Here is an 18,229-nt window from a genome sequence, read left to right on the forward strand (position 1 = left end):
TTGTCGACCGGGAAAAGCCCAATCCTTTTTACTATGACAAATTTAGCAATAATCACCCTAAAAACAATGCTTTTAACAGTAAAAAAAGAATATGGAGAACTTATAAAATCCTTGAGATAAACAAACAGCCCATCCTATTGGACATTCTATTGGACATGTTATGGTTATTAGCTCCTATTTGTCCGATAGATGTGTTAGTAGAAATACTTTTAGTATAATCCTAAAAAACTACATAGCAATATGCATAAACACGATTTAAATAGAGTTCATTTTTATTCTAAAGAAGATATGGCAGGGGGACATCAACTGTCAAAAGGAGAACATATTTTAAAAACTGAAATTAAATCTAACTATACTGACATCAATGATGTTTTAGAGCTTCACAACCTAAAAAAATACTTTGACAATGAGTTGTATTTAAGAAGTTGGACGCAAAAAGAAACTGATGATTTCAAAGAAAAAGCGATAGAATATGGCAAAATAGTTGGAAAGTTCTTTTCAACCATAAACGACGAAAATGTCATTGAAACTTATAGACAAACATTACACGGTTATATTCATTCATTTTGGGAAATAGTAAGTTCTCATTCCCTTTTTAAAAGAATTTCAAAACCAAATTTTAGCAAAATTTTAGAGGATGAACCACACTTGATACACGAAATTTTAACTCACAAAGGAATAGTTAATTATTATGATAAAGAACTCAAACTTTTTTTATTAAACTATCCTACATCTGCCGAGATTTTGCTTTCAGTTTATGAAGCAGAAGATGAATTTAATAAAAATCAAAAGTTTATTCCTAAAAGCCTGAATATTGCGGACAAAGAAAATATAATTTCAAAATATTTAGATTCAGCAGAAACTAACTTAAATTACATAGGCTTAATTGAAAATGTAAGGAACAGAAACGATTTCAAAATTTCAGAAAAAACAAGGTTAAAAGCAAAACGGTTGCATAAAAAGGAAACAGAAAAGTTCTTTGCTGACCAAGGAGGGATGTCTTATGGTGTTTCTATTAGCTTTCCAGAAAACGCAAGTAAAATAAAAGATGGTCGCATTGACGATGATCTTGTAGTTAACTATACATATAGTTTGGACTTCATCAAAAACAATAATCACCCATACCTGCTATTTCAAAATTTCAAATTTTTGTTTGAATTTATTGACAATCAAAATAGAATAAATCTTGTGAGCAAGAAAAGCCAATTGGGTTTATTTGAAAAAATTATGGGTGTTAATTCCCAAAATGAATATAAAGTTGGTTCCGGGTTTTCCTTATCTGAAATGACATCTCGTGGTCAGATTTATGGTTACAATAAAATTGTTAATGAATTAAACACCTCCATAGAAAATATTTTACATTTTGCTTTTACTAAGGCTTTTCAAGAAAGATACAGTTTTGCAGACAACGCTCGTTTTTTAATTTCTACTGCAAATAATTCAAACTTTGAAAAGGTAAAATTGTTGGCACCTGAATTTGAATCAATTTTAAAACAATTCAAACTTTATGTTGAAGATGGAGAAATAGACTTTGAACTTTTGCAGATATCATCATCACCAACCACAATTAAAAGTATTCCAAGCCTTAATCGAAATAAATACATCTATTTTAATAATGACAATCAAGAAATGGTTGGTTGTTCGAATTTATTTTTTTCAGACCAAACGCTTCTCGCTTTTGTTGAACCATTTAAAGAAGAAAAATACCATACTTTTTTTGACTTGCTTGTAAACGAACAAGTAGATTTCAACAATTATGAGCAACACCAAAAATCACAATTGAATTATTTATTTGATAGGGGATTTATTAAAACTGATGATGAGGGCTTTATTCAAATTATAAACCCAGCACGACTATTTATATTAAAAGACCTTTACGACAACGAATTTGCATCTTTCTATCGCTATCCTTTAGAGTTTCAAAAAGAAGCTTTTCAAATGGCAAATGAAAATATAGTTTTCTTTGAGAGTTCATTATTTTCAAAAACTGAACAATCCTATTTCAACTATTTTTTAAACAAAAGTGAGTTTACCAATGGACTGGATTTAAGAAACAGTTACTTACACGGAACACAAGCGGACCCAGAGGAAATTCAGAAACATGAGTATGCGTATTTCACGTACTTAAAGTTGGTTGTTTTGACTTTGCTGAAAATAGACGATGATTTACAGATTTCGAATGCAATAAAAAACAGAAACTAAGAGCGAGCGGCTAACCGTGGTTATAACCAATGGAACGAAAGAATAAACATAAATAAAAGTGCGGTGCCAGTTTAAGAAATCAGAGCGGATAAGAGTTTCCTCAAAAACATATTAAATATCCCAAAACGAAAAATAACACAGAACACATGGCCGTATCAAACTACACCGAATCCCAAGACTCCCAAACCCCAGCCCTAAACCTCCTCCAAAAAATGGGCTGGCATTATATTGCTCCAGACCAAACCATTGCGGAACGGGATGGGCTGTTTACAGGGGTGTTGCTGGAAAACATATTGGCAGACCAACTGAGCAAAATAAACAGTTTTGAATATAAAGGCGACAACTATAAATTTTCCACGGGCAACATACAAGCGGCCATCAATGCCCTAAAGTCGGTGCCAGACGAAGGCCTTTCCCGCACCAACGAAAAAGTGTACGACCTGCTCACCTTAGGCAAAAGCTTTACCGAAACCATACAAGGCGACAGCAAAGGTTTTACACTTAAATACATTGATTGGGAAAATATAGAAAACAACAGTTTCCACGTTACCGAGGAGTTTGAGGTGGAGGGCATAAAAGGCAAACGCCGCCCAGACTTGGTGCTGTTTGTAAACGGCATTCCCTTTGTAATCATTGAAAACAAACGCAGGGACAAAAACGAATCCATAGACGAAGCTATCTCCCAAATGCTGCGCAACCAACGCAAGGAGGGCGGTATTCCACGTTTGTTTTACTTTTCGCAACTGTTGATGGCAGTTCAGCCAAACGAAGTAAAATACGCCACCACGGGCACCCCTGCCAAGTTTTGGAGCGTGTGGAAAGAGGACAATGAGAAAAAAGTAAAAAAACTACTTAAAACAGCATTAGAGAACCTTCCTGCCGAAGACAGATTACCCACCCAACAAGATAAAAGTTTGGTTTCGCTTTGCAGCCCTAAAAGAGTGATGGAACTCGCCTATAAATACATAGTCTTTGATGGCCCCATAAAAAAAATAGGCAGGTACCAACAGTATTTTGCCGTGCAGGACACTATGGAGCGGGTAAAACAAAAGGACAGCAACCACAACCGAAAAGGGGGAGTAATCTGGCATACCACAGGTAGCGGCAAGTCCCTAACTATGGTAATGCTCTCAAAAGCCTTGGCACTGGACTCTGAAATACCAAATCCGCGTGTAGTAATAGTTACGGATAGAATAAGCTTGGACAAGCAGATATACAAAACCTTTCAAAATTGCGGCAAAAAAGTACAAAAAGCCCAAAGCGGCAACCACTTAACCGAACTTTTAAAAGACAGGGGTAATGAAGTAATAACAACTATTATAGATAAGTTTCAGGTTGCTTCAAACAGGGTAAAATTAAAAGACTCCCAAAACATCTTTGTGCTGGTGGACGAAAGTCACCGTAGCAATTACGGAACTGCCCACGCCAGTATGAAAAAGATTTTGCCCAACGCCTCCTACATTGGGTTTACGGGTACACCGTTGATGAAAACCGAGAAAAGCACCGCGCGTAAGTTTGGCGGCTTTATCCATAAATACACCATAGACCAAGCTGTAAAAGATGGTGCGGTTTTACCATTGTTATATGAAGGCCGTTCCGCCAAATTGAAAATAAATAAAGAACAAATAGACAAAGGTTTTGAGCGTTTGGCAAAGCCATTGGGCGAAGAAGCGCAAAAAGATTTAAAAAGGAAGTTCTCCTCCATCTCAAAAATCTATGAATCAGATAGCGTAGTAGAGGAAATAGGGTACGATATATCAAAACACTACACAGCAAACTGGCAGGGCACAATGGCAAAAGCACAGTTGGCAGTGCCAAAGATTGATGTAGCCATTAAATACCAAAAGTATTTTGAAACCCAAACAGATCCCGCGTTAAAAATAAATACTCGTGTGGTTTTTACCCCACCGGACAGCCGCAAGGACAACGAAGATGTATGGCAGGAGTCGAGTTCAGATTCCAGAAATTATTGGGAGGGACTGATGAAACAGTTCCGCGATCAAGATACATACGAAAATTATGTAGTGAACAAGTTTATCGACCCCGAAGATACCGAAGTGGAAATGATTATTGTGGTAAGCAAACTATTAACTGGTTTTGATGCACCGGTTAACACCTTGCTCTATTTGGCAAAACCTCTAAAAGGCCATAATCTGTTACAGGCCATAGCGAGGGTGAACCGTTTGTTTAAAGGAAAGGAATACGGTTATATTATTGATTATGTGGGCGTATTGGGAAAACTGGACGAAGCCTTGACCGAATACAGCGCCTTGGAAGATTTTGAGGAAGATGATTTGTTGAATGCCGTGGAAGATATGAGCGAAGAGGTGCGCAAAGTACCCATCCACCACGCTGAGGTTTGGGATATTTTTAAAGAGGTTAAAAATAAAGAAGATATAGAGGCACTTGAACGTTGCATTGCACAAAAAGACGTGCGTGATCAATTTTATGAAGCCCTGTCGCAATTTGCAAGAACGCTACAAGTAGCTATGGCTTCAGATACATTTTATGAAGAATTCACTACCCAACAAATAGCCTTTTATAAAGCCGAGCTTAAAAAACTGCAAAGTTTGCGGGTTTCAGTAATGTATCGCTATGCCGAAGCCGTTTCTTATAGAGAGTACGAACCTAGAGTAAAGAAATTATTAGACAACTACGTAAACGCCTATGAGATAATGGAAATTACCAAAGACGTTAATATATTCGATAAGAATATGGTTGAAGAAGCTTTGGAAACCTATGGTAAAACCCCGGCATCAAAAGCAGATTTTATTGCCCACCGCATGAAAAAGGTGATTACCGAAAACATGGAAAAGGACGAGGCGTATTATAAAAAATTCTCAGACCTTATTGAACAGACTATAAATGATTTCCATGAAGGCCGATTAAGTGAAAAAGATTACTTAGAAAGTATCAATAAAATTCGCAATGATTTTGATAAAGGCTATCAAGAAGGTATTCCGGTCTTAGTAAAAGACCGCCCAGAAGCAAGAGCAATTTTTGGGGCTATTGCACAAGTAATAAATGAAAGACACGGTAAGGAGGTTACTGATGGGATTCAGGAAAAACTGGCAATTGCAGGAATCGATATCACCAAGATTATTGAAAAATTGACGATACGGGATTGGAAAAAGAATTTAGACATCCAGAACAAAATGGAAAATGCAATAGAAGATTATTTAATGGAGCATCGTAAAGACTTAGGGGTTTCCATTAATTTTGATGAAATAGATAGCATCCTCGCCAAATGTTTAAAAGTTGCTAAAAATAATTTTTAATGGAGAGTGTGGAATACGGGTCTAAGACCATTAACTTTAAAATAACCAGGACCACTCGAAAAACCTTGGCTATTGAAGTCCATCCAGATAGCAGTGTTCAATTAATAGCCCCCAAAGACTCCACTTTAAAGGAGCTGAAGGGTAGGGTAGTGCACCGTGGTAAATGGATTGTTAAACAGCAGGCATATTTTGAGACTTTCCTTCCCGCTACTCCTATACGGGAATATGTATCTGGAGAAACACATTATTATCTTGGAAAACGCTATTTGCTAAAGGTTGAACAAGGTGTTAAAAACACCGTCAAGCTTACGGGGGGTAAAATAGTGGTTACACTTATTTCGCCTAGTCAAGACAAGGTTAAAAAGATGTTGGCTTCTTGGTATTACAGGCTCGCCAAACGGAAATTTGAACAGCTTATGGAGTTGACTGTTCAAAAATTTAAACAGGAAAAGATCGAAGCTAGTTCTTTTGAAATAAAACGAATGAAGAAACGATGGGGGAGCTGTACCCCAGAAGGGAAGATTATCTTAAATCCAGAGTTGATTAAAGCCAATACCAAATGTATTGAATACGTAATAACCCATGAGTTGTGTCATTTACTTATTCCCGCCCATAACAAGGAGTTTTACAAATTGCTGGCAGAGAAGATGCCTAGATGGGAACGGTGGAAGGAGCGGTTAGAAAGGTTGATGGCGTAGTGTAAACGTTTAGAAATTAAAACTAATAATGCTCTGTAAAAGAGGCATAGGCTATATCGTCTGTACTACACCCGTTGACGCGGTCGTTCCGCTCGTGTCCAGCCAATAATCCACCTCACTAAAAAGAAACCCTCCAAACCCCGCCACTTCAACTACCCCCAAAAAAAAAGTTTCATTTTTTTCAATGTTTTTTTATATTAGTAGTCTAAATTATCTCCCCAGTAACCTTTAACCTTTAAATTATCCAAAATGTCTAAAAAACCTAAGAAAAATAGGTCAAAAGACCTAGCGGACATTCATTTATTAAGAGATGAAGATGTTATGAAGTTATTTGGGATCAGCAGATCTTGCCTCTATCGATGGCGCCAGAAGGGTATAATTCCATTTAAAAAAATGGGAAGTATCAATTTCTACATCAAAGAAGTAATTGTAGAAATGCTATACCGTACTGCGGGCAGGCTTCCAGAACTTGATGGTGCGGAATAAAACTGTAAAGTAACTTCCATAAAAAAAACCAACCATAGCGTGTGAAACACTACAATCGGTTTTTTGGCATCGCTTTAAACTATATACCTATAGCTTAAAGAAAGTCGCTTATTGCTTAAAGCGAACTTTAAGGCACGGTAACTGAACCGGCATAGCTGCTAATGGCAACCTGCTTCCCATTTTCCGTTACAAAAGTCATCCAGACTTCTGCAAGAGTGCCACTTAAATAAAGCGGAACTTTAAGTACAGCCGCGCCATCGGCACGGGTACCTTGCGGATTAAACTCCACAAACTCCGCCATTTCGGTACAAAACACTACCGCTATCATTTTATCGGTAGCGTCTGCAGAGCCTTGTCCGCTGTTGTCGGTCCAGCTTAGGTTAATTTCGCCTGCCCCGCCAGCGGCTACAGCCGGGTTGTCAACCCCGCGCAGCACGCCACGGCTTATCAACACTTTGGGGTAGTCTATTAACCAAGTGTCATCTGTACCTGGTAATAGTGCCTCCTTAAGGTGATAACCCGTTGCCAAGTTAAACGGCGACTTTGTGCCTTGTTCCTTCCCAAAATAAGTACCTACTATGTTTTTAATAGGTCTTAAAAATTTAATAACCGTGCTAAATTTTGCACGTTGTTCCAGTTGCGCTTCCGTTGCAGCAACTGAGCTCTCTTTTGGTAGGCCTCGCATTAGGTCTTTCCCTCTCCAGGAATACCCGATTACATTACCAACCTTCCCTCTAAAGGGACCTAGGATACCTTTTCTATAGCTTCCCATAGTTTTAAAGATTTAAATTAATATTCAGTTAAAAACGTCAAGGCTAAAGTATTATGTAATACGTTGTTATCCAAATAGATAGCACAAATCAAAACAGATTAACACAAATTAAACCCAATTAAAACGAATTAACACCAATCAACACATTAACGCAGTTTTAATGAGGTTTTCTTCGGGTGTTGTTTTGTTCCTGTTCAGCTGTGCTCTCCAAAACGAGGGTTTTTGCGAAGATGAGTAGGAGGGGGGTAGCATTTGGGGAAAGGGTGGTGAAGTGGATCCATTTTATTAGGCTTTCGGATTGATTATAGTGTAAATGTTAATTTTTCTATATGAAATTTGTTAAAGAAATAAAAAGTTTTAATATATTTGATTGAAGCTTCGGCTTTATTCTCCCCTCTTAATTTAAACCGCTGCGCAGGCTATGGCTTGCTGGGGGTTGTTTTAAAAAACTTAGAAAACTGAGGTGTATATGTGTGGGCTATTGTAATAGTTATGTTGTATATTCACTAGTTGTGCAAAATGCAAAAAACTAACCAAAATCAATAAAATGACATCAGAAAATTTCGATAATCATACTATTTTTGACAGACTGAATTCATTAAAAGAAATTTTGGAGAATGAGGAAGTAAAAGAAAAAATTGACCTTGAAAAGCTATCTTATTTTCAAACTGTATTTTCATATATAAATCAACGAGTTAAATTAACAATTCCTGATTTAATACAACAGACCGAATTAGACTCTTTAAGTACAGAATTAGACGCAGGAATTTCTCAAATCAATAGCTTTTTAGGGAACACTAATGCTGGACATCTTACAAATGCGACAAATAATTTTATTGCTGCAATAAATAGAATTAAAAATTTTCCAATCCCAGTAGCGAAAGCTGATTTTAATTTTTCACGTAAAATTGCGGAATTTGAAAAAATAGCTAAAAGTAAATACAAATCTTTAGAAAAAGAAAAAGACGAACTTCAAGCTGAACTCACTAATTTCAAAACAGATTTAACAACCAAAGAAACTGAAATTCAAAGATTGATTAAACTTATTGAAGGTAAAGAAACAGAGATCCAAAATCTGAATTCTACTTTTCAAACTGATTTTAATAACATCAAATCAGAACACAATCAAAATTTTGAAAACGACAAAAAAACATATCGTGCCGAAATAGATAAATCCAAAGAACAATTTAAAAAAGAAATTGACGAATTAAAAAACAGTATCGATACAGATACTTCAACTTTAATTTCAAAATTGGAAACCAAACTTTCAGAGGCAAAAAAATTAGTTAATCTAATTGGAAACGTTGGAATTACAGGCAATTATCAGAATATAGCAAACAGTCACAAAAAGAGTGCTAACTTTTGGCGAGTTACGGCAATTGTATTTATGTCAATTTTCTCCATTCTATTGGTATGGACCATTATTGATTTAAGTTCAGAAGGATTTAATTGGACCAAATCACTTATAAGACTTATTGCGGCAGCTGCATTATCTTATCCAGCCACCTATGCAGCACGTGAGTCATCCAAGCATCGGAAATTAGAAACTATAAACCGAAATGCAGAACTAGAGTTAGCCTCAATTAATCCATTTATTGAAGGTCTTTCAGATGACAAAAAGCAGATTATAAAGGAAAAGTTAGTAGAAAAATACTTTGGAAACAATAGGAATAACGATTTTTTAGACACAAAAGAAGAAGGTTTATCAATTCCTGCTTTTGAAAAAATATTGAGTGCAATTTCTAAACTTAAAGGATAAAGCACTATGCACAACACGAGTATAAACGCAATAGCGGATTTAGTGTTTAACCAAAGTTAATTTTATAAATTGAAGGTCAGTTATAAATTGAAAAGTAACTGCGTAAATCCCGCTACTGCGCTTATACCAAACGTTGTGTGTAATGTGAAAAACAGAACTAAAATTAGACAGCAGAATTTAAAAATTTATCTTTGTCTCAAATTAAGATTGACCATAAATGAAAATTGACATAGATAAAATAATTACCAAGTTTAAAGACAATAGTTTAAGTTCACAAAACGAAGAAGATGTAAGAATAAATACAAATATTTTTCTAGACAGTATTTCTGATTTTTATGGATTAAACAAAACGTTTACAAGCGAAGTTTCTTCACTTCAAGGAGGTAGAGCTGATAGCATCTATTCAGATGTTATTTTTGAATTTAAAAAGCCAAAAAAATTCAAGTCCCAAGTTGGTGAAGATGAAGCTATTTATGGAAGAGACGAAAAAGATAGAGGTTTATACTCTTATTTGGTAAATTTTAGTTTAGACGAGTTAGGAAAAGGAGATGACGAATATTTTGAACAAATACTGCTTTCAAAAGTAGGTGTTGCTTTTGACGGTAAAACGTTTATTTTTTTTAGATATAAAAAAGGTTCTGAATTAATTGATTTACTTGTAAACAAGAAGACAAAGAAATTCCCAAAACATATCCAAAATAAAAGGGAGCTTACTTACGAAATTGAAAAAATTACTGATTTCGATTTAGGAGTAAAAAAACTACTTCTTTTTATAAGATCTACGAAAAGAAAAAGATTATCATCAGAAAATCTTTTGCAATCATTCTCATCGAGTTCAGATATCTCAAAAAATAGTATTCTTTATTTATATGAATTACTGAATAATAACAAAGATTCTAATACAAGAATTGATACTTTATTTCAGGAATGGAATAGGATTTTTGGTGACATTTATGGTAAGGAAGAAACAGATTTCACTAAATACAAGGATGATTTAATCAAAATGTATTCTTTACCAAAGAATATGGAAATCAGACATACTTTATTTGTTTTACAAACATATTATAGTATCGTTATTAAACTTTTAGTACATAATTTACTTGAATCATTAACTAATCCAACTGGCAAAGCAAAACAACCAAAGTATAAAAACGAATTAACTTCTTTATTTTCAGGAAATCATTATACCAATTATTATATAGACAATTTTTTTGAAATTCATTTTTTCGAATGGTTTGCATTAGCAGAAGATTTAGAAATGGATTTTATAAATGATATAATAACAGAGTTAGATACTTTTGAAACTACTGCTTCCGTAATTAAACCAGAAGTAGTTGGAGATGTATTAAAAAAAATATATTCAGATTTAATACCAAGAGGTTTAAGACACTTACTTGGAGAATACTATACACCAGATTGGCTAGTTGATTTTACAATTGAGAAATCTAAATACGATTGCGAACTCAATACATCTATTTTAGATCCAACTTGTGGTTCAGGAGCTTTTCTAACGCATTTAGTAAAACAATTTTCTGAAAAACACAAAGGACAAGTTAATCAAACAGATTTAATAGATAATATCACAAAGAACATTGTAGGCTTTGATATAAATCCGATAGCTGTTATTTCAGCAAAAGCAAATTACATTCTAGCTTTGGGTGATATAACACAACTAGAAAAGGAAATTACAATTCCAGTATATATGTGTGATTCTATTCTCGTGCCTACTGTTCACGCCAAACAAAAAGAAAAGAAACACTCAATAGACATTAATACAGTTGTTGGAGAATTTGAAATTCCAGTTTTTAATACTCGAGAAGAAAATGATTACTTTTTAAAAACCACTTCTTCTTGTATTTTAAAAGACTACACATCATTTGATGAATTTCATAAATTATTAGTTTCAGAAAATAAAATCAACTTAAATTCAGAGCAGATAGAATATGCGAAAGTATTTTACGACAAATTATATAATTTACATTTAAGCGGTAAAAACGGTTTCTGGCCAATTATTTTAAAAAACTCATTTGCACCACTTTTTTCACAAAGTAAATTTGACGTAATAATAGGAAATCCACCTTGGATTACTTGGAAGGCAATGTCAGACACATATAGAAAAGCTACTTTAGATATATGGTTAAGTTACGGTATATTCGAAAAAAGTGCCTATGATAAAATCACAAGTCACGATGATTTTGCAATGGCAGTAACTTATGTTTGTATAGACCACTATTTGAAAGATAATGGCTTAACTTCATTTGTTTTACCGCAAACATTTGTCAAATCTCTAAAAGGTGGTGAAGGTTTTAGAAAGTTTAATATATCTAGAGATGGATTAAATATTCCTTTCTCAATTATAGAAGTCTATGATATGCTCAAAGTAAATCCTTTTAAAGGTGAAGCTTCGAATAGAACATCTGTATATGTTTTTGAAAAAAATAAAAAAATGACATATCCTATGGAGAACTATTTTGAATGCTATAATATTTCATCTGATAAGGTTGCATTTGAAGATAGCTATTCAACAGTAAAAAGGAAAATGGGATTTGAAAAACTTTCTGCACAACCAATCAATGATAACTTAAGAAGTCCTTGGCTGACTATTAAAAATTCATTATTCGTAAAACTTGGTAAGTATTTAGGCAAGTCGCCTTATAAAGGAAGAAAAGGCATAGAGCCTTGTGGTGCAAAAGGTATTTACCTAGTTGATATTAAAAAAACAGTTGGCGAAAATATTCATATTGAAAACTTAATTGAAAGATCAAGATTACAAAAAGCAAAAGATTTAGGTGTCTTTCCTGGTGTTGTAGAGAAAGATTTGATATATCCAATGGCTGGAGGAAGAAACATAGATAAATGGGGTTTAAATTCTTATTTATATATAGTAGTTCCTCATAATTCTACGGGAAAGTCAAAATATAGAGGCATTGATGATAAAGTTTTAAAAGTAAAGTATAAAAAAACCTACGATTGGTTATTTTACTTTAAAGATTTATTACTTGAAACAAGAATAAGAAGTGGGAAATTTTTCGACAAAGACCAGTTTCCTTGGTATAGACTTGATAATGTTGGCGACTACACATATATGCCTTATAAAGTATTATGGAGAGAACAAAGCAAGGAAATGACTGCTACTGTGGTATCTTCAGTTGACGATGAATATTTAGGAAATAAACTTGTTTTATCTGATTCCAAAGTTTTATATGTTTCATTCGAAACAGAAAAAGAAGCTCATTATTTATGTGGTATTTTAAATTCTAGAGTGATTGGGGAAATAATTGAGGCATATACAATAGATATACAAAAAGGAGTGGATATAGTAAAAAACATCAATATTCCTGAATTTGATGAATTTAATAAAGATCATATTAAAATGTCTGAATTATCAAAAGAAGCTCATAAATTTTATATAGCAAAAGACAAAAAAAATATTGATTCAACGGAAGTTAAAATTGAAAAATTAACACCGAAAATATTTGGAACTGAATAAAACACTACACACAATCGAGTAGACGGCTCCGCCCCTAACTAGGAACGGAGTGCGCCTCTCACACCACCGTACCCTTCGGCTCCGCTCAGGATAAACCCAGCGGGTCTCATATATGGCAGTTCACCAAATTAATGTCTGTGCGCTATCGATGTAATCTCCTAGCGGTTTGTAGCCTCTTCGTTTGAGTCTGTAAATGGTTATGGTAGTTTTTAAAAATAGGACTTTGAGCTAGGGCAGCAGTGCTTTTTATACAGACTACAATTTGCTGAGTTTGTAAATGTTTAATTTTTTCAAGCTCAATATGTTAAATAAATAACCATTATTATTATATTTGAAAGTAAGCCTCGGCTTTATTCTCCCCTCTTAATTTAAACCGCTGTGCAGACTATGGCTTGCTGGGGGTTGTTTTTAAAAAACTTAGAAAATTGAGGTGTATGTGTGTGGGCTAATGCAATAGTTATGATGTATATACACTTGTTGCCCACAATTATGAAAAAAATCCGAACACAATTTACATTCCTTGCTTTTTTGACAATTTCGTTAAATGGATTTGCTCAAGAAGTGTCATTTTTTAATGCTGACGGATTTTTTTCAATCGGAACACAATCAAATCGAACTGCTTCAATAACGTTATCAGACGTTGACCAAGACGGAGATTTAGATGCACTTGTAGCGAATGGAAGACATTGGGCGGAACAAAATTATATTTACTACAATGACGGAAATGGGGGTTTCAAATTAGCCCAACCTATTGGAAAGTTTCTTGACGCTTCCTATTCTGTGAAAAGTGCCGATTTAAACAATGATGGATTTATGGATATTGCAGTAGCCAATGACAATATTGAGAATAAAATATATTTTGGTTCAGCCAATCAAAATTTTGATAAAGAAATTTCTTTTGGTTCAATATCGCCTTCACGAAATCTTGAAATTGCGGATATTGACAATGACGGAGATTTTGACCTAATAATCTCAAACAGAAAAGCTCAAAACGAAATTTGCTTAAACGATGGAAAGGGCAACTTCAAAAATATCATAAATTATGGTAACCAATCTGACCAAACAATTCAAACTAAAATTGTAGACATAAACAAAGACGGATTTTTGGACTTGATTACAGCAGAAAGACAGAGTGAAAATAAAGTTTATATAAATGACGGTAAACAGAAATTTTTAAAAGTAATTGAATTTGGTAATGAAGATGATGAATCTCGTTCTATTGACCTGGGAGATTTCGACAAAGACGGATTTTTAGATATAATAGTTGGAAATTTAGGCTCGAAAAACAGTATTTATTATGGCGACAAAGATTTGAAATTTAATAGTGTTTATTATTTCAAAACAGAGCGTTCAACTTCTTCGATTAAAGTAGCCGACTTGAATATGGACGGATATTTAGACATTGTTGAAGGAAATTCAGAAGAGCGAAATTATGTTTATTTAGGTCAAGAAAATGGCGAATTTGTCGAAATAGGTTTACGAGAGGACTTAAAAGACGATACTTATAACATAGAAATAGGAGATGTAAATAACGATGGGTTTCCCGATATTGTGGAATCAAATTCTGGAACTTGGAATCTATATTACAGAACTCGGAAGAAATAACTGTGGGCAATCGAGTAGACGGCCGTGAGCAGTAAGCCCACGGTGCGCCTCTCACCCCACCGTACCCTTCGGCTCCGCTCAGGATAAACCCAGCGGGTCACGTATATGCCGGTTCACCAGATTAAAGTCTGAGCTTTATCGATATAATCTCCTATAGGACTTTGAGCTAGGGTAGCAGTGCCTTTTGTACGGGCTACAATTTGCTGAGTTTATAAATGTCTAATTTTTTCAGGCTCAATATATTAAATAAATAATCTTTATTTTTATATTTGAAACTAAGCCTCGGCTTTATTCTCTCCTCTTAATTTAAACCGCTGCGCAGGCTATGGCTTGCTGGGGGTTATTTTTAAAAAACTTAGAAAATTGAGGTGTATTTGTGCGGGCGATATGTAATAGCTATGTTGTATATTCACTTGTTCTACGCAATTTGACCAAACCAACAAACTGAATGAAATTAAAATGTCTTTGGTGTCTTAATGAAGAGCCGAAAGTAACCTTTGAGAAAAAAGCTCATACTATTCCTAAATCTTTAGGTGGACAGAATTACAACAAAAATGTTTGTGACGAATGCAATTCGTTTTTTGGAAATAAACAAGAAGTAAATTATTCGATTGAAGAAGCTTTAAAGGAAACTTTCAACATTACTCGGAGAAGATTGTTGATGGGAACCAAACAAAAGCGTCAAGTCGGAAAATTTAAATCACGCTTTTTTGATATTAGAGAAAGAAATGGAAAACCAAGACTTGTAGTAAAACCCTCTTTTCGTCTGAACTCAACTTACCAAAGAGAATTAAGTTATTACTTTAAAAGAGGTCTTTACAAAATGTATTTAGAGGAATTAAATAGACAAACTGACAAAGGATTTGAACCTAAATATGATGTTATAAGAAGTTTTGCGAGATATGGAAAAGGAACTGCAACTGTTCTGTATTTTAACCGAGTAGCTGGAATGATGATGATGTTTGCGAGAGAAGCAGAAACGCCAATTTTATATTTCGACAGAATGAAATATTTGTATTCTAATGAACAGTTTGTGGAAATTGAATTTCTTGGACACGTTTTCGGATTTCCGATTACACTATTCTCGAAATCGGATTTTGACAATTATATAGAAAAGTCATTAAAAGAAAAACAAGGATTTTTTAAAGAAGCAAAAGTAATAGACAAATTAACTGATGTAGATTTAAGCTTGCGAATTATGAACAGCTGAAAAAAAACTGCGTAGAACAACGTGTCCTATAATTCATTGCTTTGGCAAGTGCTTATTTGGAAAATTCCTTCGGAATTTTCTCGGGTTCGTATTTGTTTACTAAATTAGTTGCTTAACCACGCAACTAACCATACACAACAACGTTAGCCTTCATTTAACACAAAATTCAATCTATGATGAAAATTTTAGACTATGGAAATTTAATTCGAGAATTACCTTGTCAAAATCAAGGTTTTGATATTTACAGAAAAAATTGGTTTGTAGAATCACAAGAAGACAATATTAATGAAATCTTCAAAAATTCAGATAAGGATAAGAAAATCACAATAAATCGATTTGACATAGAAAATTCAAAGAATAATTTACCCATATTTATCGTCAAAACTTTAATGTGGGGCTATCCAACAAAAGGAAGAGGAAAAAATATTGACAAGTTATTATCAAAAGAATCTTTAACTAATTTAATTTCCAAACTTCAAAATTATTCAGACCGTGATATATCTATCGAACTATTAAAATCTGATATTAAAGAAATTGATGGTTTAGGATTATCAACAATGACAAAATTCACAAATTTTTTAAACACAACTATTAACGGAAATAAAGCAGTTATACTTGATTTACAAATTATTAGCGCGATTAATCGAGGAGTTTTTGAAGAATTCAAAAATCTCGAAAGAATAAATTATGATAACGCTATTAAGTATTATCCTGAGTATTTATCAATTATTGGAACAATTTCAAAAAAGATTAACTCTACACCGGACCAAATTGAAAATTTTCTTTTTCTTTTTGGGCGTTCACTTTCAGAAATAAAAAACACAGCTAACTAATGGAAAATGAGGAGTTTGCGTACTTAGACGGTTTTTTAAACCAAGATTCGGAGAATAGTTTTGATTATCTTGACCTCTTCGAGTTTGTAGTAAAAAATAAAAAAATCGAAATGGAACTTACTGAATTTTTTGTAATTGAAAATGGTTTCAGAGAGTCGTGGAACAGGAATTCAGGAAAATTGGTTGGAGATGCAGAATTTAAGAATGATGTTTATCGTTATATTGAAAAAGAAATTGAGAAGCAAACAATAAAAACTTATATTCCCCAAAATAAAGTTGATGAGTGTGTGGATTTGATATTGGATTATCTATCATCAATAGGACAATACTATTCGGATTTTTCTAAATCCTAAATAAAAAAACGAAGGCCAATCGAGTAGACGCCCGTAAGCAGTAAGCCCACGGTGCGCCTCTCACACCACCGTACCCTTCGGCTCCGCTCAGGATAAACCCAGCGGGTCTCGTATACGGTGGTTCACCAGATTAAAGTCTGTGCGCTATCGATGTAATCTCCTAGCGGTTTATAGCCTTTTCGTTTGAGTCTGTAAATGGTTATGATAGTTTTTAAAATCGGACTTTGGGCTAGGGTAGCAGTGCCTATTGTTCGGACTACAATTTGCTGAGTTTATAAATGTCTAATTTTGTCAGGCTCAATATATTAAATAAATAATCTATATTTTTATATTTGAAAGTAAGCCTCGGCTTTATTCTTCCCGCTTAATTTAAACCGCTGCGCAGGCTATGGCTTGCTGGGGGTTGTTTTTAAAAAACATGGAAAACTGAGGTCTATATGTGCGGGCAATGGTAATAGCTATGTTTTATATTCACTTGTTGGCACTTATGTGAGAAAAATATGAATAATAAAAAGACTTATATATTTTTATTAATTACCATTATTTGGTCTTGGACTTTTTGGGTTATCGGTCTAAATTATCTTACAGATGGAATTAACCAAAAATCAATAGGAAGATTTTTAATATTCTTTTTTACTGGCTTATATGGACCTACAATCAGCGCAATTGTAACAGCACTTATTTTTGACGGACTGAACGGTGTGTTGAATTTATTTAAGAAAGTGTTTATTTGGAACATCCCCTTTAAAAACTATTTATACATAATACTATTGCCTATATTTTTTATACTTATTGGTATTGGATTATATAAAATATTTATTGGAGATATTGGGAGTTTTAATATAGCAGCTTTTCTTTCAATTCCAACTGTACTAGGGGCTGGGCTATATGCAGGACCTTTAGGGGAGGAAATTGGATGGAGAGGATTTTTATTACCCGAATTACAAAAAAAACATTCGAACTTAAAAAGTGCAATCATAATTGGAGTTATATGGTTTATTTGGCATATTCCACTTTGGTGGGCACCATTTGGCACTTTAGTTAGTGGAGAATCAATTTCTTTATTACCCGTGATTACATATTTTATTATGCTCATGTGTTTATCAATAATAATAACATGGTTAGTGATTAATTCTAAAGGAAGCGTTCTAGTTGCAATCTTATTTCACTTGTCCATTAATGCAGGAATAGCCTTGTTGTTTTTTCCTGAATTAAATGTTGATTTTAAGAAAGTACATTTATTATCCAGTATTGGAATGATATTATTTACTGGAATATTAATTGCGAAAAACAAATTAAAAACGAGTGCAAACAATGGATAACAGTACATAAGCCTGCGGGATGCTACGACACGATACATGGGACGTTGTACACAAGCCAAAAACAACCTAGAAAATGGCAAAATCAACAAGAAGAAAATTTATAATTGGAACCTTATCTGCACTGGGTGGATATTCCGGTGATACTGACCCCCCATTCCGGGCATATTGACCCCCCTTAGATTTATTGGTCAAAAAGATAAGAACGTGACAAATTTACAGTT

At 34.0% G+C, this 18,229-nt stretch carries 12 protein-coding genes; 11 read left to right on the forward strand and 1 reads right to left on the reverse strand.

Translation table 11 applies throughout. The features are described from left to right. Positions 1-240 precede the first annotated feature (240 nt). The 4 genes from K8089_RS13735 (at position 241) to K8089_RS13750 (ending at position 6,664) form a co-directional block, all read left to right on the forward strand. A complete protein-coding gene (locus K8089_RS13735) occupies positions 241-2,202 on the forward strand; it encodes a hypothetical protein (RefSeq protein ID WP_237603872.1) in 1,962 nt (653 codons plus the stop codon). Between the two features lie 146 nt (positions 2,203-2,348). Further along, entirely contained in the window at positions 2,349-5,480 is a 3,132-nt protein-coding gene (locus tag K8089_RS13740; RefSeq protein WP_237603873.1) for a type I restriction endonuclease subunit R, read from the forward strand. Beyond that, on the forward strand, positions 5,480-6,178 hold the full coding sequence (locus tag K8089_RS13745; protein WP_237603874.1) for a M48 family metallopeptidase: 699 nt from the start codon (positions 5,480-5,482) through the stop codon (positions 6,176-6,178). The genes K8089_RS13740 and K8089_RS13745 overlap by 1 nt, the downstream gene beginning before the upstream one ends. A 249-nt stretch (positions 6,179-6,427) precedes the next feature. Next, positions 6,428-6,664 carry a helix-turn-helix transcriptional regulator gene (locus K8089_RS13750; protein ID WP_237603875.1) on the forward strand — a complete coding sequence of 79 codons (237 nt, stop codon included), beginning with the start codon at positions 6,428-6,430 and terminating at the stop codon, positions 6,662-6,664. A gap of 127 nt (positions 6,665-6,791) precedes the next feature. Here K8089_RS13750 and K8089_RS13755 read toward each other — a convergent pair whose 3' ends face one another. Beyond that, the gene (locus K8089_RS13755) at positions 6,792-7,436 is read right to left on the reverse strand and encodes a DUF6266 family protein (RefSeq protein ID WP_237603876.1); all 645 of its coding nucleotides are present in this window, start codon (positions 7,434-7,436) and stop codon (positions 6,792-6,794) included. 547 nt (positions 7,437-7,983) lie between these two features. Between K8089_RS13755 and K8089_RS13760 the strand changes: the two genes are divergently transcribed. The 7 genes from K8089_RS13760 to K8089_RS13790 all read left to right on the forward strand — a co-directional run bounded on the left by K8089_RS13760 (position 7,984) and on the right by K8089_RS13790 (position 18,008). Further along, complete coding sequence (locus K8089_RS13760; RefSeq protein ID WP_237603877.1) at positions 7,984-9,195, forward strand: OmpH family outer membrane protein; 1,212 nt, start codon at positions 7,984-7,986, stop codon at positions 9,193-9,195. A gap of 217 nt (positions 9,196-9,412) precedes the next feature. After that, a complete protein-coding gene (locus tag K8089_RS13765) occupies positions 9,413-12,685 on the forward strand; it encodes an Eco57I restriction-modification methylase domain-containing protein (RefSeq protein ID WP_237603878.1) in 3,273 nt (1,090 codons plus the stop codon). A 489-nt stretch (positions 12,686-13,174) separates the two neighbouring features. Beyond that, the gene (locus K8089_RS13770; RefSeq protein ID WP_237603879.1) at positions 13,175-14,290 is read left to right on the forward strand and encodes an FG-GAP repeat domain-containing protein; all 1,116 of its coding nucleotides are present in this window, start codon (positions 13,175-13,177) and stop codon (positions 14,288-14,290) included. Between the two features lie 448 nt (positions 14,291-14,738). After that, a complete protein-coding gene (locus K8089_RS13775; protein ID WP_237603880.1) occupies positions 14,739-15,500 on the forward strand; it encodes an HNH endonuclease in 762 nt (253 codons plus the stop codon). Between the two features lie 173 nt (positions 15,501-15,673). Continuing rightward, positions 15,674-16,333: an 8-oxoguanine DNA glycosylase OGG fold protein gene (locus tag K8089_RS13780; RefSeq protein ID WP_237603881.1), complete on the forward strand. Its 660-nt coding sequence runs from the start codon at positions 15,674-15,676 to the stop codon at positions 16,331-16,333. Further along, complete coding sequence (locus K8089_RS13785) at positions 16,333-16,686, forward strand: hypothetical protein (RefSeq protein WP_237603882.1); 354 nt, start codon at positions 16,333-16,335, stop codon at positions 16,684-16,686. The genes K8089_RS13780 and K8089_RS13785 overlap by 1 nt, the downstream gene beginning before the upstream one ends. A 500-nt stretch (positions 16,687-17,186) precedes the next feature. Continuing rightward, on the forward strand, positions 17,187-18,008 hold the full coding sequence (locus tag K8089_RS13790) for a CPBP family intramembrane glutamic endopeptidase (protein WP_237603883.1): 822 nt from the start codon (positions 17,187-17,189) through the stop codon (positions 18,006-18,008). The last annotated feature ends 221 nt before the right edge of the window (positions 18,009-18,229 follow it).

Origin of the sequence: Aequorivita vitellina (genome assembly GCF_022008365.1) — a bacterium.
Classification (GTDB): Bacteria; Bacteroidota; Bacteroidia; order Flavobacteriales; family Flavobacteriaceae; genus Aequorivita; species Aequorivita vitellina.